Here is a 25,361-nt window from a genome sequence, read left to right on the forward strand (position 1 = left end):
GTCACACTGCCTTGGTGTAATCGGGCTCGTAGGAGCAAATGGCGTCCACCTTGGCGGCGGAAGAGGATGTTTCGTCAAAGTGGTGGCCCAGCCATTCGCCCACCAGTTTCTTGGCCAGTTCCAGGCCAATCACCCGTTGGCCCAACGTCAGAACCTGGGCGTTGTTGCTGAGGACCGAGCGCTCCACGGAGTAGCTGTCGTGCGCGGTGACGGCACGGATTCCGGGGACTTTGTTGGCCGCGATGGCCACGCCCAGGCCCGTTCCGCAGATCAAGAGGGCCCGGTCCGCCTCGCCCTCGGCCACTTTGCGCGCCGCGTTCACGGCAACGTGCGGGTAGGCCGTGGAGTCGTTGGCGCCGACGCCCACGTCGGTTACGGACGCCACCCGGGGATCGGCTTCAAGCAACGCCATGAGCGCCTGCTTGTATTCGACGCCCGCTTCGTCATTGCCGACGACAATCCGCCAGCCCTCTGGTGGTCTCATGCTTGAACTCCGTTTCCTGCCGGGGACGCCAGCTGTGAATCGATATGTTGTGAGATCCGCGCCGTGATCAGCCCGAAGGAGACGGCGCCAGGATCAGGGTGGCCCAGGCTCTTCTCTGCGAGCGGACGGGCCCGGCCCTTGAGCGGACGCAAACGCGCCGTCTCAGCCGCCGCGGATTCGGCCGCCGCAGCGGCTGCCGCGAGGGCCCGGTCAACCGGGGCTCCGGCGCCGAACTCTGTGAGGAACGCGTCCCGGAACGGCAGCAGCGCGTCCACCATGGTCTTGTCGCCAGGTTCGGCTTTGCCGAGTTCGGTGATCGCGTTCGCAAAGCCAGCAACAGCGGCCGCCGCATCCTCGCCGGAGTAGCCGGCTTTGTTGCCGAGCGCCAGTCCGGCCGCAATGATCGCCGAGCCCCACAATGCGCCCGAGGTACCGCCGGCGCGTTCGCTCCAGGCCTCCCCTGCCGCCGCCAGGATCCGGCCGACCGAGGCTCCGCTTGCCGTTTCGGCGGCGGCGAAGGCCGCTTCAACGCCGCGTCGCATGCCGATGCCGTGGTCGCCGTCGCCCGCAATCGCGTCGAGCTTGCCGAGTTCTTCTTCATGCTCGACGACGACGTCCCGAACCTGGGCGAGCACGGCTACGGCCTGCCGGCCGAGTTCGGCAGCAGCCGCGGTGGGCTGCTCGACGTCGGACTCGTTTACTGCGGTGACGCTTGCTTGGTTGCGGGGCGGGCGGGGCGCGAGGTTGCCCTTGCGGAACGCCGGGGTGTCCGCGGGTGCTGCCCAATACTGTTCGAGCTCCTCGTCCAGCCACAGCAGCGTCAGCGAAAGACCGGACATGTCCAGGCTTGTCACAAGCTCGCCGCACTCGGGCTCGACGACAGTGAGTCCTGCTTTGCTGAGGAGCTTCTCGATCTTGCCGAAGAGCAGGAAGAGTTCGTCGTACTTGACGGTGCCGAGGCCGTTGACGATGGCCACCACACGGTTTCCGGCGTCGTCCGGTTTGTCGTTGAGGAGCTTGGAGACGAGCAGTTCGGCGAGCTCGGACGCGGTGGGCATTTTGTGCTCGGAAATGCCCGGCTCGCCGTGGATGCCCAGGCCGAGGGACATTTGGCCGGCCGGAACATGGAACAGCGGATCCGAGGCTCCCGGAAGGGTGCAACCGTCGAAGGCCACCCCGAGCGAGCGTGTGCGGTAGTTCGTCTTGATGGCCAAGCGCTCGACGGCGTCGAGGTCCAGTCCCGCTTCGGCCGCGGCGCCGGCGATCTTGAAGACCGTGAGGTCGCCCGCGATCCCCCTGCGCTTTTCGATCTGGTCCAGCGGTGCGCTGGCGATGTCGTCGGTAACAGTCACGGTGCGGGTCTCGATGCCTTCGGCATTGAGGCGCAACTGGGCCTGGCCGAAATGGAGCACGTCGCCTGCATAGTTGCCGTAGCTGAGCAGGATGCCGCCTCCGGCGTTGGCTGCTTTGGCCACGCGGTAGACCTGGCCGGCCGCCGGGGAGGCGAACATATTGCCGCACGCCGATGCAGTTGCCAGGCCTGGCCCGACCAGCCCGGCGAAAGCAGGGTAGTGTCCCGAGCCGCCGCCCACCACTAAGGCGACCTGTCCGGTGGAGACTTCGGTGGAACGGACCACTCCGCCGTCCACCCGGGCTACATAGCCGCGGTTGGCGGCGACGAATCCGTCCAGGGCATCGTCCGCGAAGTCTGCGGGGTTGTCGAAAATCCTCGTCATGGTTCTAGACGCCAGCCAGTTGGGAGGATGCGGAGTGCTGCGCGGTAGCCGGCTCCGAGCCGGACGTCAGCTGCCGGCCCTGGGCGACCTGGCTCTGGCCGAGGACATAGTTCTCTGTCTTCGGAAGAACCTGTCGCCGGAGATATTCCTGGTTGCTCGCCGTGACGCTGAGCCCGTCGCCGCCGTAATGCTCGGTGCACAAGATGCCTTGGAAGCCTACCGAGAGCGCGAGTTTGAAGGCTTCGCGGTAGTTGATGAGGCCGCTCTCCATCGGTGCGGGCATGGTGATGTAGCTGTCGCGGGCCACGTCTTCGTCGCGGATGTAGTTCTTCATGTGCCAGTAGTTGGAGTACGGCAGGGTCTTGGCCACCATCTCGCGCCAGTCCTCGATGGGACGGTGGAGGCGGATGAGGTTGCCGAGGTCCGGGTTGAGGCCCACATTGTCCAGCCCGATGTCCTGGACCAGCTGGACTGAGGAATCGGCGGTGCCGAGGTAGGTGTCCTCGTACATTTCCAGGGAAAGCAGAATGCCGGCTTCCGCGGCGTGCTCACCGAGTTCCCGCAAGCGTGCGACGGCGTTGCCCCAGGCTTCCTTGTCCCCCACCGGATCCTTGTAGCCTTCCACCGTCCAGAACCACAATTGCTTTTGCTGCTCGGCGGTAATGGCCTGATGGAGTCCGAACGAGACAACTTCGCAGCCTAGTTCGGCTGCGGCGTCGATGGTCCGGTGGCTGTACGCCAGGTTCTCGGCCCAGTCGCGGGTGTGGATGATGCTGCGGCGGATGGCCGAGATGACCGGGATGCCAATGCCAACGTGCTCCGCGGTCTGTTTGAACTCGGCAAGGCGTTCCTTGCTGAGGTCGCCCGGGCGGACCCAGCTGTCCGTGAGGTCTGCGTTGGCAAATCCTGCGTCCTTGACTTCCTGCAGGACCTCGGCCCAAGCGGAAGCATCGGCGTCGTTGATGTGCTGTCCCGTGGCGTCAGTGCCGGGGAACTGGAGCAGGGCCGCGGTGATGGGCCAGGTTTCGGCGGTGTAAGCCATAGTTTTCACTCCTTCGTGGAATCCTGTTTCCTATAGGATTTACTATCTGAGTAAGACTGTCAACATATTTATTCGGACTTCCGCAGGTCGGCCCCGGCTTTCCGCACCCTTACCCCGCATCATCGAAGATCCTATATGTCTTACATATGTTTGTGAAGAGGGTCACGAGATATCGAGTTCGCGCACACAAAGGGCCGCCGTTGGACGGGCCCTGAGGGCTTGGTGGCGTCGGGTCGCCGTCTTGGATCGCCGTCGGACTCGGCCCGTAGGCGACGGTTCAGTCAGCGGGCGTCAACGATGCCGTCCGGCGACGGCTTACTCAGCAGGTGCGTCGGCGATGGCCCGGGCCCGGACCTTGTGCACATGGTCGGCCATGGCGGCCGCGGCCTGTTCCGGGTCACCGCTCGCCAGTGCGTCGAGCACTGCCTGGTGCTCCGCGATGGCCTGGTCGGCGTCGGTGATGCCCACTCCCCCGAACAGCCGGAACCGCTGGACCTGGCCGCCCAGCGCGGTGTAGGCGGCAAGCATGAATTGGTTGCCGGACTGCTCGGCGATCAGCTTATGGAAGCGCTCATCGGCCTCGAGATAGTCCCGGAATTCCATGAAGGACGGGCCTCGGGGAGCCGTCTCCAGGTCCTTCACGGCCGCTCGCAAATCCGTCAACCCGTCAGGAGTGATCCGGCTGCACGCCAGACGGGCATTCACGGGCTCAATCGCGAGCCGGGCCTCCATGAGCTCGGCAAAATCTTCGCGCGTGAAAACCGGGGCTACCCTGTAACCCTTGAGGGCAACTCGGCGAACCATGCCTGTGTGCTCCAGCCTCGCCAGCGCTTCGCGCACAGGGGTCGGGGACACGTCCAGTTCCCGCGCCGTGCCGTCGATGCTGACCGCGGCTCCCGGTTCGAGCCGGCCGTCCATGAGCCACGCGAGAAGTTCCTCGTAGACGTGGTCGGCGAGAACCTGGCGGCTGACGGGTCGGCCGGGCGCGCGGTCCCGTGAGGAAGCGAGTTTCATAGACAAATCCTATAGGAATGGCCTCTTTGTGGCGGCTTCGGACGCCCGGGACAGACTCCGCAGCCTCTCGCGCTCGGTTAAACCGCGACGGCGGCACCTTTCGCAGGTGCCGCCGTCGGGGTTCGGGGGTTCTAGTTGGCGTAGAACGGGTAGTCGGTGTACCCCTTGGCGCCTTCACCGTAGAACGTGGACGGATCCGGTTCGTTGAGCGGGAGGCCTTCACGCCACCTGCGCGCAAGGTCCGGGTTGGCGATGGCCGGGCGGCCGACCACCACGGCGTCGGCGTGACCGTCGGCCACGAGCGCCAGGGCTTCATCCCGTGTGGTCATTACACCGAAGCCGGTGTTCACGAGGAATGTGCCCTTGAAGCGCTCGCGCAGATCCTGGACGAGTTCACCCTTGGGATCATGGTGGAGGATGCTGAGGTAGGCAAGGTTGAGCGAGGCGATGGTGTCAACCAGGACTTCATAAGTGGCGCGGACATCAGCGGGGTCGGTCTCGGCGATCCCCTGGACCGAGTGCTCCGGGGAAATCCGGATGCCGACCCGGTTGGCGCCCAAGGCCTCAACCACCGCGTTGACGGTCTCGATCACGAAGCGTGCCCGGTTTTCCGGAGAACCGCCGTAGCTGTCAGTGCGGACGTTGGTGTTGGGTGCCAGGAATTCGTGCAGCAGGTAGCCATTCGCCGAGTGGAGCTCGACGCCGTCGAATCCTGCCTCGACCGCGTTCCTGGAAGCCGTGACGATTTCCTGAATGACCGAGGGAAGTTCATCGGTGCTCAGTTCGCGGGGCACCGGGTACGGCTTCTTGCCGTTCGGCGTGCGGACTTCGCCGTCGATGGCCACGGCACTGGGTGCCACGATCTCGTGACCGCCCGTGATGTCCGCGTGAGAGACGCGGCCACCGTGCATGACCTGGGCAAAAATCCTGCCGCCCTCGGCATGAACGGCGTCTGTCACTTTCTTCCAGCCCGCGATCTGCTCCTCGGTGACGAGGCCGGGCTGTCCCGGGTAAGACTGCCCCGCGGGCGTGGGGTAGGTGCCCTCGCTGACGATCAGCCCGAGGGAGGCACGCTGCCGATAGTGCTCCGCGACCAGCGGACCGGGAACGCCTTCGACGCCCGAACGAAGGCGGGTCAGCGGCGCCATGACCAAGCGGTTGGGAAGTTCAATCTCGCCGAGGGTCAAAGTGGAAAACAACATGGGCAGTGCCTTTCAAACGGGAACAGGTCCACTGGCGGCAACTGCCGCGCGCATGCAACTATTCCTGTTGAGACGGGGATCACACGCTCTTTAGGGGACGCCCGGGCAGCCTTCGCCCCGCGGATTCACGATGCAGTTGTCGGCGTAGTTGCGCGTGATCGACCTCCAGACACTGACCTTCTGTGACGGCGACGCGAACTGTCCTATGCCAGGAATCGGCATGTTCGGGCCACCGTTCACGGAGTAGGTGCCGCGGAAGATTGTGGTCACGGACACCTGAAAGTCACCGGGCTGTTGATACACGTGGCTTGTTCTGGTCTTTTGGCCCCATTCCGCCTCCGGGAGCGGCCCGCCAGCAAAAGGTGTTGGCCCGAGGCTGCTGCCGTCCCCGTAGGCGTAGGTGTACTCCACGGGGGTAGCGACTACGTGGACTCGCTGGCCGAGGAGTGTCACATCGAATTGCTGCTCAACGGCGTCCGCGAAGATGTTGGTTTCAGCGCCCTTGAGTGTGTGCGGGCTAGGCTGGGCCGTCAGATCCGCCGGTTTAATCGGAAGGTTCCGGAAGTCGCTCTCAATTCTCTCCGCAATGCGCTGCAAGAGATCCTCTGGCTTTTGGTCGTACAGGCAGGACGGACCGTTGTTACCCGATTTCCAGTCGACCCACGTGGGATTTGAAATCGCCTTAGGTGCGACCTTCCAGATAACCGGAGTTCCAGACTTCCCACCAGGCTCGCGGGGCGGGCATTGCACCTGTCCGGGAAGGCACTTCTTATCTAAGGCATCCTCGTCAACCTGGCATTGGAGCTCTGCCTTGTATTGGTTGGGGTCGTCGCTGACGTGGTTAGGTGGGGCCGGAACGATTTCACCGGTTTGGAGGTCACGGACCCAATTCTCAGCACCCAGGCTCACGCCGCTTTTCCTGAAGCCTATGTTGATTGGTGGATCTTCGCTCTCGGCGTTCGCCGGAACTGCGGAACCAACCCAGGACAAGAAGACCAATGATCCAATCAATAGGCCACGTACAGTTCGCATTGCTATCGAATCAATCCGAGGTCTGTGACCAACCAACCATCCACACTGAATGTGGCCACTAGTTGGCTACCGCTGTTGGAAGCTTCAGTGGGTTCTTGGTAAAGGGTTCCATCCGCCTTGCGAATCTCTATTTGCTGCTGGATTACCTGGACCGTCGCCTGCCGAGATTCTGGTCCGGTTCCAAGTTTTCCGGCCACCACTGGCGTCTCAATGCGTCCGCCGACGATCCACTTTCCTTCTGCCCAAGACTGGCCGATCGATTCTTGGAGGCCATTACAAAACACGCAGCTAGGACCGGTAACCCGCTTGCTAACAGTAGTATCCCCAGTCTCATAGGCGTATGAAAGCGCCTGGAACCAGTACCTCGCAAACGCCTCCACCCCTTCCTTGCTGTTCGCTTTCGCCGCCTCCGGCAACACGGGAACGGGCACGTTCTCCGCTTTGCCCTTGGCGTCCGCAGGTTTGTAGGCAACCGTCGGGGTCCGAGAGGGCATGGCAGTAGCAGTGGAAGTGGCAGAAACTGTGGGTGACGCAGACTGCGGCTGGGTAGTGTTCCCGCAGGCGGTCAGCGTCAACGCCGTCGCAAGGCTGACAATCATGAAAAAGCGAGCAGAAACCGAGGTGCGTGGAGTCATGGTTTGCTATCCCCAAATAGTTTTCAAGACTAAACGTTTCCAAAAAGGGTAGCCTAATTGCCCATCTTGGCGGGAAAGTTATCCACAGGCTGCCGTCCACCAGCGCGGCCCAACACAGCCAACACAACAAACACAGACCAAAGGCCTCGACGACGGGACCGCGGCCAGGCCGCCCATCCGTCGTCGAGGCCTATGGAACCTGTCGAACTCCCGCCTACTTCTGAGCCGGCAGGACCAACTCCCCCGTCTTATCCGTCGACAAGGCGAGCGAAGAGATGAACTGCGGTTCGCCGTCGGGCCCGTCCTGGGCGGAACGGACCATATCCGGACGCTCGAACTCCAGTCCCGTGACGTGGCACAACAGCTTGGCGTCGCTCGGGTTGCCGTCGGCGTCGAACATGGGCAGATCGATGCCGTCCTCGTAGCGGCGCAAGTAGTACTTCCCGCGTGTCAGCAAGGCCAGCACGGGCGGCAGCACAAGCGCCAGCCCGACGGCGAAGATCGGCGAGTACGGCTGAACAGCCGAACCGAAAGCCCCGAAGAACACCGCAATCGAGACAACAGCCGAAACCAGCATCGAGACGAAGCCCACTGGGTTGACGGCGTAAAGCATGCCGCGGCGGAATTCGGGAACCTTGGGCGAAATCTTGAGCAAGTATTTATTGATCGCGATATCGGACGCGACGGTAACCACCCAGGCCATGGCGCAATTCGCGTAGAAGCCAAGGATCGTATTGAGGAATTCGAACATATTTGCTTCCATCAGCACCAGCGCAATCACCAGGTTGACCACCACAAACACCATGCGCCCCGGGTAGCTCTTAGTGATCCGCGTGAAGCTGTTGGTCCACGCGAGCGAGCCGGAGTACGCGTTGGTCACGTTGATCTTGATTTGCGAAATGACCACGAGCACTACGGCCAAGGTCATCGCGAGCCACGCCGGCATCATTTCCTGGTACACGCCAAGAAACTGGTGAACAGGCTCGTTCGCGTGGACGGATGCGGCAGGATCCAGGTTCGCGATCAGATAGATCGCAATGAACATGCCCACGATCTGCTTGATCGCGCCGAAAATCACCCATCCCGGACCGGCCAGGATCACGGCACGCCACCAGGCACCGCGGTTCTCGGCGGTCTTGGGCGGCATGAAGCGCAAGTAGTCAATTTGTTCAGCGATCTGCGCCATGAGTGACAGACAGACACCCGCGGCCAGCATCACGGAGGCCAGATTGGTGCCTTCAGCGCCGGATTTTCCCGTGAAAGCGAAGAAGTCCCCGATGCTGTCCGGGTGCGAAATCACCAAATACCCCACCGGCACCACCATGAGCAGGAGCCACAAAGGCGTGGTCCACACCTGCAGTTTGGACAAGGCCTTCATCCCGTAAATCACCAAGGGAATGACGATAAGCGTAGAGGCCGCATAACCGAGCCATTGCGGAATCCCCAGCCCAAGTTCCAAGCCTTGCGCCATGATGGATCCCTCGAGCGCGAAGAAGATGAACGTGAACGTCGCGAAAATGACGTTGGTGACCACCGAGCCGTAATAGCCGAATCCGGAGCCCCTCGTGATGAGGTCAAGATCAATGTTGTACCGGGCCGCATAGTAGGCCAAAGGATATCCGGTGGCGAAAATGACCACAGCCGCCACCACGATTCCAAAAATAGCGTTCACGGTGCCGTACGAAATACCGATGTTCGCGCCGATCGAGAAATCAGCCAAATAAGCGATTCCACCGAGCGCACTCGTCGCCACCACGCCCGCACCCCACTTGCGGTAGGACCGTGGCGCGAACCTGAGGGTGTAGTCCTCCAGGCTCTCCTTCGCTGCGCTCATCGCATCGGCATTGCCCGCCGTACGACCCCCGGCAGCTATCGTCTCGGAAGGTTCGACGACGGCGGCCCCCACCGGGGAGCCGCCCGTCGTCGGGGGTTCAAGCACTTGCGTTGTCTTCGAGTCGTCAGTCATCCCCGCAACTTCCTTTGTCTGCACATGTTTCCCCTCTGAACATGGCCTTGACGCTATCGGCGGGATGAAACCACGGAGTCTCCACGGTGTTTCCGGGCTGTAACTTATCCAGCGAGCCGGCCGCCAAGATTGCAGCTTCGGGTTTGTGGACGTCCAACAAAATCAGGTCCACACAAGCCCACTACCGTCATGAAGGAACGCACCATCCCCCGCAAGTAACGGCCGAGGAGCATCATGACCACCCAGCCAAACCCAAGGCGTACGTCCACATATCCGATTCTGGAAACAGCGCGCGAGCAGGTCCTCGCGAAAGGCGAAGGCCTCAGCGAATCCCAACTGCTTCAGATCCTGGAGCTTCCGGACGAAGCCATCCCGGAGGCCCTGCAGCTTGCCCACGAAGTCCGCCTCGAGCACTGCGGCGAGGACGTGGAAGTAGAGGGAATCATCTCGATCAAGACCGGCGGATGCCCCGAGGACTGCCACTTCTGCAGCCAATCGGGCCTGTTTGACAGTCCGGTCCGGGGCGTCTGGCTCGACATCCCCGAGCTCGTGAAGGCCGCCAAGGAAACCGCCGCCACCGGGGCCACGGAGTTCTGCATCGTGGCAGCCGTCCGTGGACCGGACATCAAGCTCATGAACCAGATCAAGTTCGCGATCGACCGCATCAACGCGGAAGTGGATATCAACATTGCGTGTTCCTTGGGCATGCTTACCCAGCGCCAAGTGGACCAACTCGCCGAGTGGGGCGTTCACCGCTACAACCACAACCTCGAAACCGCGCGCAGCTACTTCCCCGAAGTCGTCACCACCCATACCTACGAGGAACGCCTCGACACCTGCAACATGGTCAAGGCAGCCGGGATGGAACTTTGCTGCGGCGCCCTGATCGGCATGGGCGAAACCACCGCCCAGCGGGCAGAACTCGCGAGCCAGCTCGCGGCCCTCGAACCGCACGAAGTCCCGCTGAACTTCCTCAATCCGCGCCCCGGGACGCCCCTCGAAAACCAAGGAATCATGGACGGCAAGGACGCCCTCCGCGCGATCGCGGCGTTCCGCCTCGCCATGCCGCGGACCGTGCTGCGTTACGCCGGCGGACGCGAACTGACCCTGGGCGACCTCGGCACGCGCGAAGGCCTCATGGGCGGCATCAACGCCGTGATCGTCGGCAACTACCTCACCACCCTGGGCCGTCCCGCCGACGCCGACCTCAACCTCCTCGTGGAGCTGAACATGCCCATCAAGGAACTCCAGAAGTCGCTGTGAGCACGATTGAGACGGCAAGTTTCTGCGGGCACTGCGGCGGGCCCGCCGCCGGAGCCGGAGCCCAGCAAGGCGAGCGCCCGACGTCGGACGCTCACCAGGGCTGTGAACAGCGCCTCGCGATGGAGCCTCCCCGCTATTGCGCTGTTTGTCGGCGCCGCATGAAAGTCCAGGTCACACCACTCGGCTGGACCGCCGAATGCTCGCGCCACGGAAGGCTGACACCATGAGCGTCATCAAGCGGGACCGGGCGAGCCTCTGGCATCCGTACGCTCCGGCGTCGGGAACGCTGCCGTTGTGGGAAGTCGAAGACGCCGACGGCGTGACGCTGCGGCTCCGCGACGAAACCGGCCAACGCCATGAGGTGCTCGATGCCATGTCCTCCTGGTGGGCAGTCATCCACGGCTACCGGAACCCCGTCCTGGACGCCGCGGCGAAGCGCCAACTAGACACATTCAGCCACGTGATGTTCGGCGGCCTCACCCACGAACCCGCCGTCGAACTGGCCGAACGGCTCGTGGCCATGGCCCCTTCCTCGGCAGATCGGCCACGGCTGGAGCGGGTGTTCCTGGCGGATTCGGGATCGGTGTCCGTGGAGGTGGCGCTCAAGTTGTCGGTGCAGTTCCAGACCGCTTCGGGGTTCCCCAAGAGGCAAAGGTTCCTCAGCATCCGCGGCGGCTACCACGGCGACACCTTCGCGGCGATGGGCGTCTGCAACCCCGTGGACGGCATGCATTCGGCGTTCCCCGGACTGTTGGCCGCCAATGTGTTCGCAGCGAGACCGCCCGCCGCGGACGCGCCACCCGAGGAAATCGCGGAGTGGCGGGCGCACGTCGAGGACCTCGCGGCGGAACACGCCAACGAAGTCGCCGCGATCGTCGTGGAGCCGGTGCTTCAAGGCGCCGGCGGCATGTTCGTCTACGCCGCCGAATGCCTGAGCATCCTTCGCGACATCGCCGATCGGCACGGGCTCCTCCTGATCCACGACGAGATCGCCACCGGTTTCGGCCGTACGGGCGAGCTGTTCGCCGCGCAACATGCCGGCGTGGTACCGGACATCATGTGCGTCGGCAAAGCCCTCACCGGCGGTTACCTCACGCTCGCCGCGATGCTCTGCACGGGCGAGGTGGCGGCCCGGGTTTCGAGCAGCCGCGCGGGTGCCTTGCTGCACGGTCCCACGTTCATGGGCAATCCGCTCGCGTGTTCCGTGGCCAATGCGAGCCTGGGAATTCTCGACGGCGGCGCCTGGCGCAGCGATGTGGCCCGGATCGGCTCGGGGCTCGCTGCCGGTCTCGAAGCCGCCAACGCGTTCGACGCCGTCAAGGAGGTCCGCACGATCGGTGCGGTGGGCGTCATCGAGTTGAAAACGGAGGTCGACGTCGCCGCAGTGACGAGTGCCGCCGTCGGGCGCGGCGTTTGGCTGCGGCCGTTCCGGAATCTTGTCTACGCGATGCCGCCATATGTCAGCACCGCCGAGGAGGTCGGGCGAATGGCCGAAAGCATGGTGGCGGCCGTGGCCGAGGTACACGGCCCATGAGCAGCTCCATGACTGCGTGGTTGGAACAGCAGGCCGCGGTCCGCGAGCGCCGGGGCCTCGTCCGCACGCCGGTGACGCGCCTCGGTGGCGATCCCGAGGTGGATCTGGCGAGCAACGACTATCTTGGCCTCGCGACGGACCCAAGGCTGGCGGAGGCTGCGCGGGAAGCGATCGGCCGTTGGGGAACCGGTGCCACGTCCTCGCGACTAGTTGCCGGTACCACTGCGCTGCACCTGGAGCTCGAATCCGAGCTTGCGAGCCTCACCGGCATGGAATCCGCGTTGGTCTTCTCGTCCGGATACCTGGCCAATCTGGGCGTCACCACCGCGCTCGGCGGCCCCGGGACCCTCATCGTGGCCGACGAACATTGCCATGCTTCGCTGATTGACGGTTTTCGCTTGAGCCGATCGAGGGTGGAAACGGTCCCGCACAACGATCTCGGCGCAACCGAGCACCATCTGCGGACCCGCGCGGAACCCCGGGCCCTGGTCGTGGTCGAGGCCATCTACAGCGTCTTCGGCGACGCCGCCCCGCTCCCCCAGCTGTTGGCACTGGCCGAAGACCAAGACGCGATGCTCCTCGTGGACGAGGCCCACAGCCTCGGCGTTGCAGGCCGCGGCGCGTTCGAGGGCTTTGGCTCGGTAGCGGGAACGGACCTTGCGGCCCATCCCAACGTGGTGCTGACCGCGACCCTTTCCAAGTCGCTCGGCAGCCAGGGCGGTGCCGTGCTTGGCAGTGCCCTGCTCCGCGAACACCTCGTCAACAGGGCCCGCAGTTTCATTTTCGACACCGGGCTCGCACCAGCGTCGGCCGCTGCAGCACTGGCCGCCGTCGGAATCATCCGCGCTGAACCTTGGCGTGCGGCGGCCGTCCATCGGAACGCGGCCAGCCTCACAGCGGGACTGGCGCCCGCGCTACACGCGCCAACCCTACAGCGGCGCGGCGCCGCCGTCGGGCCCGCTGACGCGTCGCTTGAAACAGCCGGTGCCGTGCAATCCATCCCCATGCCCTCTGCCGCGGCGGCGCTTGCTGCGAGCCAGGCGGCGCACCGGGCGGGTGTCCGCGTCGGATGCTTCCGCCCTCCATCGGTTCCCGATGGTGTCTCGCGCCTCCGGTTGACGGCCCGGGCCACCCTGACTTCCGACGACATCGACTACGCGTGCGCAACGTTGCGCCGCATCCTGGAGGAAACGCCATGAAACTGCCACACATAGTGCTGGTCACCGGAACGGACACCGGCGTCGGCAAGACGGTCACGACGGCGGCCCTTGCGTCAGCGCTGCAGGCTGAGGGCCGCTCGGTGTCCGTGTACAAGCCTTGCCAGAGCGGCGATGTGGTGGGCGACTCCGACTGCACCGAAATCACCCGCTTGGCCGGACCGCTCACGGCCGAGGCCGGCGTCGTGCTTCAAGAACCCCTCGCCCCAGTGCCCGCAGCCGCGCTGGACGGAATCACGCTGCCCCCGATTGCGGCACATGCCGCACGCATCCGCGAACTGGCCAGCACGCATGACCACGTTCTCGTGGAAGGTTCCGGCGGTCTACTCGTGGAGTTGGACGCCGACGGCGGCACACTGGCAGATCTAGGCAGTCACCTTGGAAGTGACGCGACTTTTGTTGTGGTAGCCCGCCCCGCGTTGGGAACCCTGAACCACACGGCACTGACACTCGAGGCCCTGGAACGCAGGGACCTGGCCATCCATGGTGTGATTCTAGGAACCTGGCCGGACGACCCGGGCGTGCTGGAACACGGCAACCGGGCGACGCTCGGCGCGTTGAGGCCGCTTCTTGGGGTGCTCCCGGAGCGCGCCGCGGACCTCCCGCCGGTCACATTCAGGGCGGCGAGTGTGCACTGGTTGGGCGGTTTGGACTGCTTGAACGGGGCCTGGTCATGAGCTCCGCTTCTGCCGCCGTCCAGACGTGCCCGTATATGGTGCTGCGGGAGCCCGCTGCGGTGCGGGAGGTCCTGCACCGGCCCGAAGACTTCAGCCCGGCGAACGCCCTCATCGCTGTGACACCGTTGTCCGGACCGTCATTGCGCGTCCTGCAGCGTGCCCGTTTCGCCCTGCCGCCCGTGCTGGCCAGCAACCACAGCGATTCCCATGCAGGCATCCGCAAAGTGGTGGCCGGGTACTTCACCCCCGCAACGGTGAGTGCTTTCGAGCCACGTATTCGCGGCATCGCGCGGGATGCCGCGACGACGGCGGCCGGGCTGTTGAAGGCGCACGGGCAGGTGGACCTGGTGCAGGCCGTGGCTGCCTACCCGCCGGCCATCGTGATGTTGGAGCTTCTTGGCCTTCCAGTCCGCGACCTTCCGGAGCTGAAAGCGTGGAGCCTGGACTCCCTGGAACTCTTCTGGGGCTGGCCGGATCCCGAACGGCAACTGGAACTGGCACACAGCGCGGCACAGTTCTACGGCTGGCTGCGGGAATTCGTCCTCGAGTCGGTGGCCTCGCCCCGGCGGAATCTCTTCAACTCCTTGGCGGAACACGGTCTCAGCACTCCCGAGATCTGCTCCCTCGGCTACTTCCTGCTCATAGCGGGACAGGAAACCACCACTCAGCTCATCAGCACGGCACTATTCCGGCTTGCCGAGGGATCCACAGGCCTTGCCTGGAAAGACGCACCTTCCGGCACCACGGCCCGGGATCTCATCCGGCACATTTTGGCCACGGAATCTTCGGTTCCGACGTGGCGTCGGGTTGCTGCAGAGGACACCGTGCTCGACGGCGAGCACATCCCGGCCGGTGCCGAAATCCTCTTGGAGCTCACGGGGAACCACGAGTCATCGGAACACGGCCCTACGGCCTACGGGCTGGCCTTCGGCTCAGGGATCCACCGCTGCCTCGGTGCGAAGCTCGCGGAACTGGAGGCCGCCGTCGTCGTGCAGGAAACCGCGGCGGCCCTGCAAGGCGTCCGTTTGGCAGAGCCGAATCCTGAGTGGCTCCGCCTGTTGTCCTTCCAAGCGCCGCGGACGGTCAGCGTCGGGCTTTAACGAAGTCAGTGGCTTCGTTCACGGCCGGAGCATCCGGGTGGATGCTGCGAGTCTCCGATCGCTGGTTCCGGGTGCGAACCCAATCGCCGGGGTGCGCTTTCGGCAGGATCTTGGCGATGGCCAACGCGCCGTACATCAAAGTATTAATCGCAACGAAGGTCGCCAAAACGGCAAACCAATCGGAATGCAAAATTTGCTCAGGAAGCAGGATTCCTGCGGGATGGGAAGCATAAATAGCCACGGTCATGCTGCCTTAGGAGATTCGCCGGCCGGTGAATGGTGGAGGTGTCTCCATTTGGCTTGCCGACCTAGCGAGATGTCGATGATTCCCTTGACATAAACCACGTTGAGGAACATATCGAAGAACAATTCCGGAAAGAGCGTGACCGCCAAGAGGCGTGCCCGCCAGCCGCCCTTCCATACCGTGACAACCCGCTCGATCGAGAAGACGACGCCGATTCCCAGCCAGAACGGGAACCAGACCCAGTTATCCAGGGACAAAACCATCAAGAGGATCAGGAGGAGGTAGGCGCTGAGGGCAATCACTCCGTAGCCGATGCCGAACTGCTGCGCCCAGTAGCGAAGTGTCTGGGGCGTGGCGCCGTAAGCCCCAAGGTTTTCCAGGGCGCCGCGTTGCCAACGAAGTCGCTGTGCCCACAAGGTGCGGAAATTCGGCATCAACTCGGTGACCACGGTGCATTGCATGGGGGAAATCATGAGGCCTCCGAGGGACTTCAAGGCGATCGTGAGCTCATTGTCCTCGGTCAAAGATGCCGTGTCATAAACGTCTCCTTGAATTCCCGGGATCGATTCGCCCCGGCTCTGGGCAACAGTGCGCAATGCGCGGGGACGGAAAAGCGAGGCCGTACCAGTCAGCACAAAAACGCGGCCACGCCGTCGTCCGATTTCCCGTGAATATCGAATATATTCGTTGCGTTGGAACTGGCCGACAATTCCGTGTCCTTCTTCCCCATAGAAAAGACCTCCCACGGCCATTAGTGCCCTGTCATTGCTCATCCGCGCAACCGCGACCTCCAGGAATCCATCGTCAAGGCGGGTGTCTGCATCCATGACCATGACGACGTCGTTGTCCCTTTGGCCAGGGAGAAGCCACTTCAGAGCCTGGTTGAGTGCGCCGGCCTTTTTCTTCGTGTTGTTCACCGATTCGAATACTTCAACCCCGGCCTCGCGGGCAAGGGCGGCAGTTGCATCCGTGCAGTTGTCGGCGACCACAATTACGCGTTCCGGGCGATGCGATTGCGACAAAAGGGAGGCAATCGTGGCCGGCAACGAAGCTTCCTCATTGTGTGCAGGAATCAAGACGGTCACCGTAACCGGGCCGGCGTATACACCGCGGGTTTCGGCCATGACGATCTTTGGCGCCAGCGGTGTCCGGGGATTCGCGGAACGGCGTGATCTGTTGGCAATGCGAGTCTCGAGCAAAGCCACTCCGGCGGAAAGCAGAAGTGCAAAGGCGATTGCCGCCAGAATCACGCGGGGTTGCGGCGCCACCGAATCGTAGAGAATCCTCCAGACGCCAAGGACGATACCCTCAGCCCGCGACTCGACTGCCGAATTACCCGTCGAGGCAATGGCAAACCACAAGAGGGCCGCCGCACCGCCGACGGTTACCGCAATCACAATGCCAACCAAACGCTGAAATATCCCTCGACCCACCGGCGAATGCTATCAGTCGTTCGCCACGTGAAGAATTCACGTTCTTGCCGGAGCCAGCCGATATCCCACCCCGCGCACTGTTTGCAGCCAACGCGGGTTCTGCGCGTCGTCGCCGAGCTTGCGGCGAAGGTTTCCAATGTGCACTTCGACCGACCGTTCTTCGGCGTCGCTCGTGTAGATCCCGACGTCGTAAGGTTCGTTCCGGAGGCCGCGCACAAGGTCCGCTTTGCTCAAGACCGTGCAACCTGCCTCAAGCAAGGAGTGCAGGAGATCGAACTCCGTTGGAGTCAGCCGTACGTCCTGGCCGTCGATGGAAACGGTCCGCGTCGCATAACTGAATACCAGCCCGTTGTGCCGGAAAGTCCGTTGGGAAGGCGGAGCCTCCCCTTGATGGATTGGCGTGGCTCCTGAGCGCGGGCGACGCATCATTGCGGCCACCCTGGCGCGAAGCTCCCGGGGCCGGAAAGGCTTGGTCAAATAGTCATCAGCGCCGGATTCCAAGCCCAGGAGGGTATCTAGCTCGTCGGCCTTGGCCGTCAACATGACGATATATGCATCGGAAAAGTTCCGGACCTGGCGTGCCACCTCGAAGCCATCAATATCAGGCAAGCCCAAGTCCAGGGTGATGACGTGTGGCTGCAAATCACGCGCTGCCCGGATACCGGCGGCCCCGCTCGTCGCCATGTGAACCTCGAAGCCAGCTTGGCTGAGGACAACGCCGACCAATTCCCGGATGTCGTGATCGTCTTCTATGACAAGCCCAACCCGTAATTCAGTCATTTGCAGCCCTCCCAGCCCGCTACGAATGGAAGTATATCGGGCTGCCGGTATCCTTTCTGGCATGCGACGCGACCTTGAACAATTGCGAATTTTGGCCTTATGAAACGTCCGTTTGAATGGGATGCCAAAAGCGGCCGGGTGATGTTCTTTCAACATGCCTTCCATGAGTACTCGCTCAAGGATCGCGTCGCGCTCAGCCAATTGCCGCTGACGGTGACGGCGTGCCTCACTGCGGTCCTGGTTGGCCTCTATTTCCCCGCAACCCTCGGCAATCCCCTGTTTGTCATCTTCCTGGCTACCCAAGCTGCAGCGTGGGTGCTCTGCTACGCAGTCCCGTGGGACAGACTCCCCTTTCCGACATTCCTGGCCATCCCGCTCCTCGACATGGTGTCCATCGGGCTAGGGCGGGAGGGAGGACAAGACAGCCCCATCGGAATCAGCCTCCTGACCGTCTTTCCCGTCATGTGGCTTTGCGCCTCGGGGTTGTATCTACGCTCTGCCCTGGTTGTTTCCTTCCTGGGGCCGCTCGCCATGATTTGGACGCCGCAATTCATCCATGGAACGTACACGCCGCAGGATCTGCTACGCGGGTTGCTGCTGCCCATCATGATGCTCGGCATCGGCGTTTCCATTGGCGTGATGACCCAAAGCATGGTCGCCCAGCAGAAGCGTCTTGAGGAAAGGGACGCCGCGCTGCTCCGCGCCTTGGCGGACAGCCAGGAGAAGGAACGACTGCTCAACACGGTTCTTGAAACCGTCCACCTTGGTGTCGTGGCTATTGACGCCGACGGCCGCGAAATGATGGCGAACCGCAAGCAGCGGGAGAACCAAGTGCTCGAGGCTTCTGGGGACACCGATCGCCACGGCGAGCCAGAGCTCTTGGTTTTCGACGCCGACCGCGTGACCCCCACGGAGGCGGATCGCACGCCGATGCGCCGCGCCGCGTTGAGGCAGGAGTTCACTGACTACCTCGTCTGGGTCGGGACGGGCAGGGAAAAGCGCGCGTTCACCACCAGCGCGCGGTCCATGAAGGACTGCGACGGCAGCTATCTGGGTTCAGTGGTCGTTTTCGGCGATGTCACGGCACTGGTGGACGCTCTCGCTGCGAGGGACGACTTCGTCTCAAACGTTTCGCATGAGTTCCGCACCCCGCTGACGTCCATCACAGGGTACGTGGACCTTGTGCTGGAGGAGGCAGAAAACCTCCCGACCTGGGCGGTGCAGCAACTTGAGATTGTGCAACGAAACGCGGACCGGCTCCTCTCCCTCGTCTCCGACCTCTTGGCAGTCCGCTCGGGCCACATGATCGTCCAGCCACACGCGGTGGACGTATCCGAACTGGTCAAGTCGAGTGTCGCCTCGGCCCAGCCGAAAGCGAACGACGGCGGGGTGCGGCTCCACGTCGACGCCCCCGAACGCCTCGAGGCGCACGTTGATGCCAACCGCATTTCCCAGGTGCTGGACAACCTCATCTCCAACGCCATCAAATACTCCCCCGACGGCGGCGACGTCCGCGTCACGCTACTGCAGGAGGAAAACGCGGTGGTGTGCCACGTCAAAGACACCGGAATGGGCATGGACACGCAGGACCAAGCCGATGCCTTCACTCGGTACTTCAGGGCCGGAAGCGTCCGAAATACGGCCATTCACGGCGTCGGTCTGGGCCTTTCCATCTGCAAGGCAATCGTCGATGCCCACGGCGGGACCATCGGCCTCGAGAGTACCCCCGGCGAAGGAACAACCTTCACATTCCGCGTTCCGGCCTGACCCTCGCTCACAAACAAGCCACCCCCGGCCAACCCTCGCTCACAAACAAGCCACCCCCGGCCAACCCTCGCTCACATATGGGCCCTTTCCGGCCAACCCTCGCTCACATATGGGCCCTTTCCGGCCAACCCCCCCTCATCGTCAAGCTGGTTGTGAGTCATTCATTACCTGTTGATTGAAGGAGCCGGCGATGGCCGTTGATAACAAGGGTTTTACGCGTGAAGAGATCCGTGAGTTCATGCATGAGTACTATTTGCAGCCGCACGGGTCGAGGAAGGAATGGATGGCCTCGACGTCCGTTTCGGAATGGACGTTCCGCCGGTGGCGCAAGATGATGGTCCAGGGCGATATCGACCGTGGCCTGATTCCGCGGGAGCATGGAGGCATGGTCCCGACGAATCGTGAACTCTCCGCGTTTGAAAAAGCACGCGCGAAGGAAATGGCTGCCCACCGTGCCGAAGTCGAAAAACTCCAGAAGCGGGTGCAGGAGCTGGAGGACACGAATTCCGCGCTGGGAAAAGCTATCGGGCTCTTGCACGAGTTGAGCGTGCCAGAGCCCGATACAACCCCGACGAGCGCTCACAACGATTCATAGCGGCCGAGAACACTCTGGTCCTGGAACTGCATGTGATCATCGGCTCCCAGCGGACAGCGCTCAAGCTGGCGGGCCTCTCGCGCGGGACCTGGCATTACCGGTCCAATCCCCGTCCGGCGGTGCAGCACCCGATCCACCAGAGCGACCGGGCCTACGAATCCCGGATCAGCTCCGCGCATCAGGACCGGATCCTGGGGCTCATCCTGGCCAGCTGGGAGAAGGGCAACTCCGTTGACCATGCCTTCGCCACAGCCTGGGACAACGGCGAGCTGCTCGCCTCCAACCGCTCGTGGTGGCGGATCGCGGCAGACTACGAGGACCAGCAGGCCCGCCCAACCATCCCGCGCAAGCGTTGGGGCACGCGTGGTTCCTCTGAAAAGCCGGTGGTCAAGGCCACCGGACCCTGCCAGGTCTGGTCCTGGGACATCACCGACATCTATGCCAAGTGGCAGGGCAAGGTTTTCAAGGTGTACTCCATCATGGACATCTTCTCCCGGGAAATCGTCGGCTGGCGGGTGGAGGAACGCGAGTCCGACCACCTCGCCGCGCAGATGTTCAAGACAGCCATCGCCCGGCACGGCGCCCCGCGCATCGTGCATGCCGATTCAGGCCCGGCCATGAGATCAACCCTGCTCCGTGACACCCTCACCGCCCACGGCGTGGAACTCAGCCATAACCGCCCGTACGTCTCCAACGACAATCCCTTCTCGGAGTCAGGCTTTCGCACGATGAAATACCGGCCCGGCTACCCCCGGATCTTTAACGATCTCGAGGCCGCCAGGGAGTACCTCACCTGCTACGTGCACTGGTACAGCACCGATCACAAACACTCCGGCATCGCACTGTTCTCACCATCACAGGTCCACGACGGGTCGTGGAAAGAACTCTGGACCAAGCGAGACAAAGTCCACCAGGACTACTACGAACGACACCCGGGAAGATTCCGCCGCCGACCCACCACACCGGCCCCCGCCACATACGCCGGGATCAACCTCCCCCAGACCAAAACACCCCAAAAACTAGCCCAGTGACTCCACACAGCTTGACAACTTTCGCCCCGCTCACATATGGGCCCTTTCCGGCCAACCCCCGCTCACATATGGGCCCTTTCCGGCCAACCCTCGCTCACAAACAAGCCACCCCCGGCCAACCCTCGCTCACAAACAAGCCACCCCCGGCCAACCCTCGCTCACATCATGCGAGCGAGCGTCCAAGGAAGAACCCACATACGTGAGCGAGCGTCCAAAGAAGAACCCACATACGTGAGCGAGCGTCGCAGGGTGGGCTGCGTAGACTGAGGATATGGGCGAGAGCCGCGACCTGCTGACGCCTGAGCAACGCAGCCTGAACATGTCCAAGATCCGGGGCAAGGACACCAAGCCCGAGCTCTTGGTCCGCAGGCTCCTGCATGCCAAGGGTTACCGGTACCGGCTCCATGGCCGGGCCGCGGGCGAGAAGTTGCCCGGCAGCCCGGATCTCGTGTTCGCCGGCCGGCGCAAGGTGATTTTCGTGAACGGATGCTTCTGGCATTTCCACGATTGCAAGGCAGGCCAGCACGCACCGAGCGGCAACGCGGATTTCTGGGCAGCGAAGCGCAATCGCACCCGGGAGCGCGACGCCGGACAGCGCGAACTGCTGAGAGCCTCGGGATGGGAGATTCTCACCGTGTGGGAATGCGAACTGCGGGACCGTTCGGCTTTGGAGAATCAGCTCACGCAGTTCCTCGACGGCGACCGAACAGGAAGTAGCTCAGCGGCCCAAAGAAATTGATAAAGCTTGCGGCCCGCCATACGGCTTTGTTTCCCCTGATCTGGGCCGCGGGGGTCTTGGAAATGCTGCGTTGTGCCGCGACCAGCAACGCCAACTGTCCCGCACCCACCACGAGCATGCCCACCCGTTGCCCAGGTGTCATGTCCTTCCAGGACTTCTTCTTTTTCTTGCCGTGCATGATGCCTCCATCTGCGGTGACTTGCTCTCTCAGGCTAGTCCGCCCGCCGCCCGGACGGAACCGGTCCCCGCCGCCCTGCTGAGGAGGCCCCTCACAGTCGCGCCTGGCGGACCACTTCTCCCCAGGACTGCTGGGCCAAGTCGGTGACGGCGGCAAGGATCTCCGCCGGTGGCCGGGACAAGTCCAGCGGGTACTCCACAATGTCGATGTCCGTGTTGAGGATCCGCCGCAGCTTCATCTCTCCCTTGCCCGCATAAATCAGCCACGCCGTGGGTACTTGCAGCGCGGTGCAGTAGGCCAGGAGTTGGTAGTGGTCCGCGTTGAGCGATGCCCCGGAATCCGTGGCCGAGGTGTATTTGGAGTCGTACACCACCACCGGCCTGCCACCCAGGAAATGCACGGCATCGGGGCGCACGGTGAGCCGGTCCGAATCCCGAACGGCTTCGTTGAGGGTGGCGCCGTATTGAAGCCGCATTTCACCCGGATGTGCCCGCATGGCCGCCCGCAAAGCCACGCCCACGAATTCCTCAAAAACAGTGGACATGTCCACGACAAACGAGGCGGCTTGCTGTTTCCCCTCGCCGGCTTCGGCGGAGGCATTCCGCAGGATGAGCTCGGCCAAACGGAGGACGGGATGGTAGCGGAGGTTCATCCGGTTGGCCTGCCACCGCGGGAGTGGCGCTCCGGACTGCAGCCGCGTGACGGCGTCGAGCTTTCCCTTGAGCTGCCGCAAGCGGCTCAGCACGTTCTGCCGCACTCCGGGAACCTTGCCCATCCGCTCAAGAGCGGCACGCAGGATGCGGTTTTCGGCAATGTCCTCGGTGAATTCGTCATAGGAGACTTCAAGCGGAACCAGCATCCCTGGGCGGCGGGAGATCTGGTCGGAGATCCGGATGCGGCCCTTGACCGTCCTGAGGGACTCGTCCACGGTGAGGTACCCCTGCAGCGGGCCCCGGCTGAGGGCCCGCTCCGCCAACTGGGCGAGGGACTCAGCCAGGGCGCTCCACAGGTCCTTGTGCTCGACGGCGGCCACCGAATCCTCGCGGAATCCCTGGTCCCCGGCGTAGCTGAGGAGGAACAGCAGCCGGTTCAAGCCCAGTCGGTCCTTAGGCCGGACCTCGAACTGGACGGTCGGCGTCCGCACAGACCCGACCTTGCCCACAGGCTCGATGCGGTAGAGGCCCATCCCCATGGGCGAGGCCTTCGCGAGCCCGCTCGAGTTGAGGAGGGCGGCGGCGTCTGGATCAAGCTTGTCCACGATGCCACCGGAGAGCTCGTCCATGACGATGTGCCGCACAGCCGGAGCCTTCGTCGAAGCGCGGACCGCTGGCTTTCCGATGCCCGGCGCGCGGGCCGGCCGCGGTGGCGCGGTCTTAGCGGACCGCAAGTCGACCCAACAACTGGTCCAGACCGAAGCGCTCCTCCAGCTGGGCCCGGTTCAATTGACCGTGGTAATGCTCCTCCAGGAGTGGCATGAGTTCGTACTTCCAGATCCTGCGCAGCCCGGCAGGGTTCTGGGCCGCGTTCTTCATGAAGTAGGAGGGGCCGATCATCAGGTCCCGGTCCCAGTCGTCGATGGAGTCGTTCAGGGCGTCAAGCAGGTCCGCGTTGAGGGTGTCCAAGCCGCGGGCCGTGAGGAAGCGTCGGAGGGAACCGCGGATCGGTTCCACCTTCGGGTGCAGTTCGACGAACGCGAAGCGACGGCGGATGGCCGCATCCATCATGGCGATAGAGCGGTCCGCCGTGTTCATGGTGCCGATGATGTAGAGGTTGTCCGGGAGGCTGAACGGTTCGTTGGGGCTGTACTGGAGGTAGATGCGGTCGTCGCGGTATTCGAGCAGGAAGTACAGCTCACCGAATACCTTCGCCAGGTTGGCCCGGTTCATCTCGTCGATGATGAGGAAGTACGGCTTGTTGGAGTTCCCGGGCTTCGCAGCTTCTTCAGCGAGGCGACGCAGCGGACCGGCCACGAGCTTGAACGACACCTGGCCGTCGTCGGTCTTGTCCGGCCGGTATCCCTCGAAGAAGTCCTCGTACGCGTAGGACGGGTGGAACTGGACCAGCTTGACGCGCTCGTCGGTACTGTCGCCGGCGAGCTGGGCCGCCAAGTGCTTGGCGAGGTAGGTCTTTCCCGTTCCCGGAGGGCCGTAGAGCACTAGTTGGCGGTTCTCCTCGAGGAGTTCCGCGATCTCGGTGAGTGGCTCAAGCTCCATGTGGAGGGAAGCTGCGAACTCTTCAGTGAGGGGGCGGAACCCTTCAATCACGGGCTCGACGACGGCGTCCGGGGCGGCGGCTTCCTCGCCGTCGGATTCGGCTTCGGCGGGCAGGAGGGCCTGCAGCGACTGGATGACCCTCGTGACGTCCACGACGATGCCCGAAGTGGAGAGCTGGCGCTGGACGTGCCGCGGCGCTTCGGCGATCGGGTGCGTCTCATCGAACCATCGCACTTTACGCCGGAGCCGGCGATTGTCCTCGTTGTGTTCCGGTTCGCCCAGGACCACGCCGATCCTGATGGCACCGGAGTTCTGGAACAGGGCGAGGTCGCCGGGTTTCATCACGGTCAGGAACGCGAAAACGGCGGTCTTCATGTCTTCCCGCTCCACGTAGCCTAGGTGCTTGTAGTCCTCGTCCACGGCATGTTGGACCAGGCCTGCCGTCACGCCGGCGGTGAGTTCGCGAAGGTGTTCGACGTCGAGCGTTGCTTTTTCCTCGTCCCGCCACGCGGCGAGGAGCTCGGCGGAGTCCTGGTGCGTGCGCAGCAGCCAGGCGCGGCGGCCGGGATCTCCCACTTTGCGCCATTGGCTGACGAGCTGGCGGTCGTACCAATCGATGCGCTGGCCGGCCTGTTCGTCGAGGTACAGCCGGATGCGGTGCACGTCCGCGGTGATGTCGGTTTCCGTTTCGCCGTGGGCGCCACCAACGAGCGAGGCGAAGGCGTCCCGGATTTCGCGCCGCTCAACGTCGGCGACCACTGGCTCGAAGTAGCTGGGCCACGCCAAGTATTCGATGCTGCGCCGGATGGCCGGCTGGTCCTCGGGGGTTGCCGCCGCGAGTTCGTGGAATTTCAGCGGGTCCTTGAGGGCCTTGTTGATGCTCGCGTTGGACTGGCCATCGACGTGCGCCACGAACCGACACAACCAGGTCAGGTGGTCCCAGATGGTCCAGTTGAATTCCGCGGTCCGGTCACGGATGACGCCGTGATCGGTCATCCCCTGGTAGAGCTCCTCGGGGAGCTCGAGCTCGGGATCGAGCCAGGACGCGGCTTCGGCAACGCGGGCGCGCTTCACCTTGAGCGACTTGACCTCGTGCGCCAGCGGCAAGGACTGGAGGAAGAGGAGCTCGACGGCGAGCAACTTGGCCTCGCGCGAGGCCCCTTCCAGGTTTTGGCGCAGGTTGGTCATCATGGGCGCTTTGGAGTCTCCGACGCCGCGTTCGAGGCGCTCCAGGAGCTCGCCGGCGGAGTCCACCGTCCAAGTGCGGGTACTGGCGTCGAGCGCCGAAGCTTTGCCTTGCAGCCCCGGGCCCAGCACGAACCAGGCCGCATCTTCGATCTCCTTGGAGATACCGGGGGCACGGGTCAGTGGGGTTTTGGTGGAGGGAGTCACCATGCCAACTTACATGGTTTATCTTGGTGCTGGCATCAGCAAAGTCGGCACCCCCACCACATGCGTCCCGCCTCACGCGTTCTGCCA

24 protein-coding genes are annotated in these 25,361 nt (G+C 63.5%); 10 read left to right on the top strand and 14 right to left on the bottom strand.

Going from position 1 to position 25,361, the window contains the following annotated elements:
• Nucleotide 1: 1 nt before the first annotated feature.
• The 8 genes from ACSVHC_RS05635 to ACSVHC_RS05670 form a co-directional block, all read right to left on the bottom strand.
• The gene (locus tag ACSVHC_RS05635) at nt 2–484 is read right to left on the bottom strand and encodes a ribose-5-phosphate isomerase (RefSeq protein WP_437772695.1); all 483 of its coding nucleotides are present in this window, start codon (nt 482–484) and stop codon (nt 2–4) included.
• Nucleotides 481–2,220 (bottom strand): dihydroxyacetone kinase subunit DhaL, encoded by a 1,740-nt coding sequence (dhaL, locus tag ACSVHC_RS05640; RefSeq protein WP_437772694.1) that lies wholly within the window; start codon nt 2,218–2,220, stop codon nt 481–483. Before dhaL ends, ACSVHC_RS05635 begins: the two co-directional genes overlap by 4 nt.
• A 4-nt stretch (nt 2,221–2,224) precedes the next feature.
• Nucleotides 2,225–3,262 carry a sugar phosphate isomerase/epimerase family protein gene (locus tag ACSVHC_RS05645; RefSeq protein ID WP_437772693.1) on the bottom strand — a complete coding sequence of 346 codons (1,038 nt, stop codon included), beginning with the start codon at nt 3,260–3,262 and terminating at the stop codon, nt 2,225–2,227.
• Nucleotides 3,263–3,577: 315 nt separating this feature from the next.
• A complete protein-coding gene (locus ACSVHC_RS05650) occupies nt 3,578–4,276 on the bottom strand; it encodes a GntR family transcriptional regulator (RefSeq protein ID WP_437772692.1) in 699 nt (232 codons plus the stop codon).
• A 131-nt stretch (nt 4,277–4,407) separates the two neighbouring features.
• A complete protein-coding gene (locus ACSVHC_RS05655; protein WP_437772691.1) occupies nt 4,408–5,478 on the bottom strand; it encodes an alkene reductase in 1,071 nt (356 codons plus the stop codon).
• A 90-nt stretch (nt 5,479–5,568) separates the two neighbouring features.
• On the bottom strand, nt 5,569–6,387 hold the full coding sequence (locus ACSVHC_RS05660) for a hypothetical protein (RefSeq protein ID WP_437772690.1): 819 nt from the start codon (nt 6,385–6,387) through the stop codon (nt 5,569–5,571).
• 125 nt (nt 6,388–6,512) lie between these two features.
• Nucleotides 6,513–7,145, bottom strand: coding sequence for a DUF6318 family protein (locus tag ACSVHC_RS05665; protein ID WP_437772689.1), 633 nt, complete (start codon nt 7,143–7,145; stop codon nt 6,513–6,515).
• Between the two features lie 214 nt (nt 7,146–7,359).
• On the bottom strand, nt 7,360–9,111 hold the full coding sequence (locus ACSVHC_RS05670) for a purine-cytosine permease family protein (RefSeq protein WP_439180653.1): 1,752 nt from the start codon (nt 9,109–9,111) through the stop codon (nt 7,360–7,362).
• Nucleotides 9,112–9,345: 234 nt separating this feature from the next.
• Between ACSVHC_RS05670 and bioB the strand changes: the two genes are divergently transcribed.
• The 6 genes from bioB to ACSVHC_RS05700 all read left to right on the top strand — a co-directional run bounded on the left by bioB (nt 9,346) and on the right by ACSVHC_RS05700 (nt 14,902).
• Complete coding sequence (gene bioB / locus ACSVHC_RS05675) at nt 9,346–10,374, top strand: biotin synthase BioB (RefSeq protein WP_437772687.1); 1,029 nt, start codon at nt 9,346–9,348, stop codon at nt 10,372–10,374.
• Nucleotides 10,375–10,493: 119 nt separating this feature from the next.
• Nucleotides 10,494–10,601 carry a biotin synthase auxiliary protein BsaP gene (gene bsaP / locus ACSVHC_RS05680; RefSeq protein ID WP_438825489.1) on the top strand — a complete coding sequence of 36 codons (108 nt, stop codon included), beginning with the start codon at nt 10,494–10,496 and terminating at the stop codon, nt 10,599–10,601.
• Nucleotides 10,598–11,908, top strand: coding sequence for an adenosylmethionine--8-amino-7-oxononanoate transaminase (locus tag ACSVHC_RS05685; protein WP_439180654.1), 1,311 nt, complete (start codon nt 10,598–10,600; stop codon nt 11,906–11,908). Before bsaP ends, ACSVHC_RS05685 begins: the two co-directional genes overlap by 4 nt.
• Before the next feature lie 8 nt (nt 11,909–11,916).
• The gene (locus tag ACSVHC_RS05690; protein ID WP_437773966.1) at nt 11,917–13,107 is read left to right on the top strand and encodes an 8-amino-7-oxononanoate synthase; all 1,191 of its coding nucleotides are present in this window, start codon (nt 11,917–11,919) and stop codon (nt 13,105–13,107) included.
• Nucleotides 13,104–13,802, top strand: a complete 699-nt coding sequence (gene bioD / locus ACSVHC_RS05695) for a dethiobiotin synthase (RefSeq protein ID WP_437772685.1) — start codon at nt 13,104–13,106, stop codon at nt 13,800–13,802. Before ACSVHC_RS05690 ends, bioD begins: the two co-directional genes overlap by 4 nt.
• Entirely contained in the window at nt 13,799–14,902 is a 1,104-nt protein-coding gene (locus ACSVHC_RS05700) for a cytochrome P450 (protein ID WP_437772684.1), read from the top strand. The genes bioD and ACSVHC_RS05700 overlap by 4 nt, the downstream gene beginning before the upstream one ends.
• Here ACSVHC_RS05700 and ACSVHC_RS05705 read toward each other — a convergent pair.
• The 3 genes from ACSVHC_RS05705 to ACSVHC_RS05715 form a co-directional block, all read right to left on the bottom strand.
• Complete coding sequence (locus ACSVHC_RS05705) at nt 14,886–15,149, bottom strand: hypothetical protein (protein ID WP_437772683.1); 264 nt, start codon at nt 15,147–15,149, stop codon at nt 14,886–14,888. The genes ACSVHC_RS05700 and ACSVHC_RS05705 overlap by 17 nt on opposite strands.
• On the bottom strand, nt 15,146–16,543 hold the full coding sequence (locus ACSVHC_RS05710) for a glycosyltransferase family 2 protein (RefSeq protein ID WP_439180655.1): 1,398 nt from the start codon (nt 16,541–16,543) through the stop codon (nt 15,146–15,148). The genes ACSVHC_RS05705 and ACSVHC_RS05710 overlap by 4 nt, the downstream gene beginning before the upstream one ends.
• Before the next feature lie 72 nt (nt 16,544–16,615).
• Complete coding sequence (locus tag ACSVHC_RS05715; protein WP_437772681.1) at nt 16,616–17,359, bottom strand: response regulator transcription factor; 744 nt, start codon at nt 17,357–17,359, stop codon at nt 16,616–16,618.
• Nucleotides 17,360–17,458: 99 nt separating this feature from the next.
• Here ACSVHC_RS05715 and ACSVHC_RS05720 point away from each other — a divergent pair, with 99 nt between their 5' ends.
• The 4 genes from ACSVHC_RS05720 to ACSVHC_RS05735 all read left to right on the top strand — a co-directional run bounded on the left by ACSVHC_RS05720 (nt 17,459) and on the right by ACSVHC_RS05735 (nt 21,491).
• The gene (locus ACSVHC_RS05720; RefSeq protein ID WP_437772680.1) at nt 17,459–19,126 is read left to right on the top strand and encodes a sensor histidine kinase; all 1,668 of its coding nucleotides are present in this window, start codon (nt 17,459–17,461) and stop codon (nt 19,124–19,126) included.
• A gap of 190 nt (nt 19,127–19,316) precedes the next feature.
• A complete protein-coding gene (locus ACSVHC_RS05725) occupies nt 19,317–19,721 on the top strand; it encodes a hypothetical protein (RefSeq protein WP_437771023.1) in 405 nt (134 codons plus the stop codon).
• Between the two features lie 32 nt (nt 19,722–19,753).
• Nucleotides 19,754–20,752, top strand: coding sequence for a transposase (locus tag ACSVHC_RS05730; RefSeq protein WP_437771022.1), 999 nt, complete (start codon nt 19,754–19,756; stop codon nt 20,750–20,752).
• A gap of 271 nt (nt 20,753–21,023) precedes the next feature.
• A complete protein-coding gene (locus ACSVHC_RS05735; RefSeq protein WP_439180656.1) occupies nt 21,024–21,491 on the top strand; it encodes a very short patch repair endonuclease in 468 nt (155 codons plus the stop codon).
• On the opposite strand, the gene ACSVHC_RS05740 is transcribed toward ACSVHC_RS05735, so the two are convergent.
• From ACSVHC_RS05740 to ACSVHC_RS05750, 3 genes are all read right to left on the bottom strand, one after another.
• Nucleotides 21,433–21,669: a PLDc N-terminal domain-containing protein gene (locus tag ACSVHC_RS05740; RefSeq protein WP_236815885.1), complete on the bottom strand. Its 237-nt coding sequence runs from the start codon at nt 21,667–21,669 to the stop codon at nt 21,433–21,435. The two genes, ACSVHC_RS05735 and ACSVHC_RS05740, sit on opposite strands and share 59 nt — an antisense overlap.
• A gap of 91 nt (nt 21,670–21,760) precedes the next feature.
• Nucleotides 21,761–22,951: a 5-methylcytosine restriction system specificity protein McrC gene (locus tag ACSVHC_RS05745; protein WP_437773965.1), complete on the bottom strand. Its 1,191-nt coding sequence runs from the start codon at nt 22,949–22,951 to the stop codon at nt 21,761–21,763.
• Between the two features lie 91 nt (nt 22,952–23,042).
• Nucleotides 23,043–25,277 (bottom strand): McrB family protein, encoded by a 2,235-nt coding sequence (locus tag ACSVHC_RS05750; RefSeq protein ID WP_437772678.1) that lies wholly within the window; start codon nt 25,275–25,277, stop codon nt 23,043–23,045.
• Nucleotides 25,278–25,361 lie beyond the last annotated feature (84 nt).

The organism is Arthrobacter sp. KNU-44, assembly GCF_051843155.1.
Lineage (GTDB): Bacteria > Actinomycetota > Actinomycetes > Actinomycetales > Micrococcaceae > Arthrobacter.